Source organism: Streptomyces sp. NPDC042638 (genome assembly GCF_040647235.1).
Classification (GTDB): domain Bacteria; phylum Actinomycetota; class Actinomycetes; order Streptomycetales; family Streptomycetaceae; genus Streptomyces; species Streptomyces rameus.
Window position 1 is genome coordinate 1 of sequence record NZ_JBEZBT010000131.1, and the last position, 4,255, is coordinate 4,255.

Annotated in this window: 1 protein-coding gene; it reads left to right on the forward strand. The window is 72.9% G+C overall.

From position 1 onward, the window contains the following. Positions 1-4,255: type I polyketide synthase (locus tag AB0B40_RS37995; RefSeq protein ID WP_362268193.1), on the forward strand; the 4,255-nt coding region annotated here is incomplete at both ends.

Here is a 4,255-nt window from a genome sequence, read left to right on the forward strand (position 1 = left end):
GGTGCTGCGCAAGGACCGTGGTGAGGCGGGCACGCTGCTGGAGGCGTTGGCGCAGGTCTATGTCCAGGGTCAGGACGTGGACTGGGCCGCCTACCTGGAACCGTACGGCCCCCGACGCGTGGACCTTCCGACCTACGCCTTCCAGCGCGAACGCTACTGGCTGGAGCCGGTGCCGGCCGCCGGTGACGTCGCTTCGGTCGGTCTGGGCGCCGCGGACCACCCGTTGCTCGGCGCGGCCGTGACACTGCCCGACTCCGACGGCTGTCTCTTCACCGGCCGACTGTCGCAGACGTCGCACGGCTGGCTGGCCGACCACCAGGTCATGGGGGCGGTGCTCCTGCCGGGAACCGCGTTCGTCGAACTCGCGCTGCACGCCGGCGCGTGGGTCGGGTGCGGTCGGCTGGAGGAGCTGACGCTGGAGGCGCCGCTCGTACTGCCGGAACAGGGCGGAGTACAGATACGGGTGACGGTCGGCGACGCCGACGAGTCGGACTGCCGGACACTGACCGTCCACTCGCGGCCGGACGGCGAAGGCGAGCAGTGGATCCGGCACGCGACGGGCCGGCTGGCCCCGGGGGAGGCGCGCCCGGCTACCGCGGAGCAGGAATGGCCACCGCGCGGCGCCGAGGCCGTCACCCTGGACGGACACTACGAGCGGGCCGCCGGTACGGGCCTGCGGTACGGGCCCGTCTTCCAGGGCCTGCGGGCCGTGTGGCGGCGCGGCGACGAGGTGTTCGCCGAGGTCATGCTGCCGGAGGAGGCGGAGGCGGAGTCCCGCCGCTTCGGTGTGCACCCGGCTCTGCTGGACGCGGCCCTGCACGCGATGGGGGCCGCGGCGGACCCGGCGGAGCAGCCGGAGCCGGCGACCGGTATCCGGCTGCCCTTCGCCTGGAGCGGTGTGTCCGTGTACGCGACGGGCGCCTCGGCCCTCCGGGTACGGCTGAGTCCGGCCGAGTCCGACGGTTCGGCACTGGCCATGGAGGTCACGGACCAGGCAGGCGGGCTCGTGGCCACCGTGCGCTCGTTGGTGACGCGTCCCGTCTCCGCCGAGCAGATCAGCGCGGCGGGCGGCGTGCTCCACCAGTCGTTGTTCCGGCTGGGGTGGCGCCGTGTGCCCGGTGCCGAGGCACAGGCACAGGCACGACACGCCGAAGCCGCGCCGGTCCTGCTGGGCGGTGTCGGACTGGTGTCCGGGGACGCATGGGCGGAAGGAGTGCTGAACCGGACCTCGTACCACGAGGACATCGACGCACTGCGCGCCGCGGTGGACGCCGGTACGGCCGTACCGCCGGTGGTCGCCTGCGTCCTGCCGTCCACGCCCGGCGTAGACGCCGACACGGTGCGACACGCCGTACACCGAGGTCTGGCACTGATCCAGAGCTGGCTGGCCGACGAACGGTTCGCCGACTCGCGCCTGCTGATCGTCACGCGCGGTGCGGTGGCGGTGGACGACGGCGACGATGTCACCGGACTCGCCGCTTCCGCCGTCTGGGGGCTGGTGCGCAGCGCCCAGAGCGAGCACCCCGGCCGTTTCGTCCTGGTCGACCTGGAGGCGGCGCAGGAGCCGTCGGACTCCACCGAGCCGTGCGCGCTGACCGTCGACGACATCCCGCTCCTGTCCGCCGCCGCCCACGGCGCGGAACCCCAGGTGGCGGTCCGGGGCGGAACACTGCTGGCCGCGCGACTTGACCGGGTACGTGCCACGGAGACGGCTCCGCTGTCCTCGGCGACCTGGGACACGGCCGGCACGGTCCTGGTGACCGGTGCCAGTGGCACGCTGGGCAGGCTGGTCGCACGCCATCTCGTGACCGAGGCCGGCGTCCGCAGTCTGCTGCTGGTGAGCCGGCGCGGCGCGGACGCCGACGGGGCCCGTGAGCTGGAGGCGGAGCTGTCGGTGGCCGGTGCCCGCGTGCACTGGGCTGCCTGCGACGTGGCGGACCGGGCGGCACTGGCGGACGTACTGCGAAGCGTTCCGGCGGATCGTCCGCTGCGTGCGGTGGTGCACACCGCCGGAGTGCTCGACGACGGTGTCATCGACGCGCTCACCCCGGAACGCCTCGACACCGTCCTGCGGCCGAAGGTGACCGCGGCAGTCAACCTCCACGACCTGACGCGCGAGCTCGACCTGTCGGCCTTCGTGCTGTTCTCCTCGGCCGCCGGTACCTTCGGCACCGCGGGCCAGGCCAACTACGCCGCGGCCAACGCCTTCCTCGACGCGCTGGTACGGCACCGGCGCGCAGCCGGCCGGCCCGGGCTCTCCCTCGCCTGGGGCCTGTGGGACACGGCCGACGGTATGGCGGGCGGACTGGCCCGGGCCGATCTGCGCCGCATCGAACAGTCCGGTGTGCGAGGGCTGACCCCCGCGGAGGGACTGAACCTGTTCGACACCGCCTGCGCGGCGCAGGCACCGGTCGTGGTCCCGCTGCGGCTGGATCCGGCCCGGGCCGGCCGAGACGGCGAAGTGGCGCACGTACTGCGTGATCTGGTGCGGCCCACGAGCCGCCGTTCCTCCGACACCACCCGCGCCACAGGCTCCTCGCAGCTGCGCGAGCAGCTCGCCGGAGTGCCGTCCGCGGACGGTGAACGGCTGGTGCTCAACGTCGTCCGCGGGAACGTGGCCGCGGTTCTCGGACACGCCGACCTGGAGGCGGTGGAGCCGGGCCGGGCCTTCAGCGACTTCGGGTTCGACTCGCTGACGTCCGTGGAGCTGCGTAACCGTCTCAGCACGGCCACCGGACTGCTCCTCCCCGCCACCCTGGTGTTCGACTATCCGTCCCCCCGGGCCCTGGCCCAGTACCTCCACCAGCAACTGACCGGCCACCGCGACACCGTGGCGACCCCGGCACCCGCCCTCATCCCGGGCCCGTCCGCCGCAGACGGCGAGGACGACCCGGTGGTCATCATCTCCATGGGTTGTCGCTTCCCGGGCGGCGTTCGCACACCCGAAGAGCTGTGGAGCCTGCTCGCCGCGGGCGGCGACGCCATATCCGGCTTCCCCGAGGGACGCGGCTGGGACATGGAGGGGCTGTACGACGCCGACGCCGACTCGGACGGGAAGAGCTACGTCCGCGAAGGCGGCTTCCTGCACGCGGCCGGCGACTTCGACCCGGCGTTCTTCGGCATCTCGCCGCGTGAGGCGCTGGCGATGGACCCGCAGCAGCGGCTGCTGCTGGAGACCTCCTGGGAGACCTTCGAGCGGGCCGGCATCGACCCGTTGTCCCTGCGGGGCAGCACGACCGGCGTCTTCGCGGGCCTCATGTACCACGACTACGGCTCCCAGCTGCAGAGCATCCCCGAAGGCGCCGAGGGATACCTCGCGACGGGCGGCTCCGGAAGCATCGCGTCCGGACGCATCGCCTACACCTTCGGTCTCGAAGGCCCTGCGGTCACCATCGACACGGCCTGCTCGTCCTCGCTCGTGGCCCTGCACCTCGCGGCGCAGTCCCTGCGCCAGGGGGAGTGTTCACTGGCCCTGGCCGGTGGTGTGACGGTGATGTCCACCCCCGCGACCTTCGTGGAGTTCAGCCGTCAGCGCGGCCTCGCCACGAACGGCCGCTGCAAGCCGTTCGCGGCGGCTGCCGACGGCACCGGCTGGGGCGAGGGCGTCGGCATGCTGCTCCTGGAACGGCTGTCCGACGCGCGCCGCAACGGCCACCAGGTGCTGGCGGTGGTGCGTGGCTCGGCCGTGAACCAGGACGGTGCGAGCAACGGCCTCACGGCGCCGAACGGCCCGTCCCAGCAGCGGGTGATCCGGGCGGCATTGGCGAACGCCGGGGTCCCGGCAGCCGAGGTGGACGTGGTCGAGGCGCACGGTACGGGTACGACCCTGGGTGACCCGATCGAGGCGCAGGCGCTGCTGGCGACCTACGGGCAGGACCGTCCGGAAGGCCGGCCGCTGTGGCTGGGCTCGATCAAGTCGAACATCGGTCACACACAGGCGGCGGCCGGTGCCGCCGGGATCATCAAGATGGTCCTCGCCATGCGGAACGGCCTCCTGCCGCAGACCCTGCACGTGGACGAGCCGTCGCCGCACGTCGACTGGTCGGCCGGAGCTGTCGAACTGCTCACCGAGTCCACGTCCTGGCCGGAGACCGGCCGACCGCGCCGCGCCGGCGTCTCCTCCTTCGGCCTCAGCGGTACCAACGCGCACATCATCCTCGAACAGGCTCCTGACCAGGCTCCGGAGGAGGAGCGGGTCGAGCTCGTTCAGCCGCCGGTGGTGCCGTGGGTGGTGTCGGCGAAGTCCGAGGCTGCG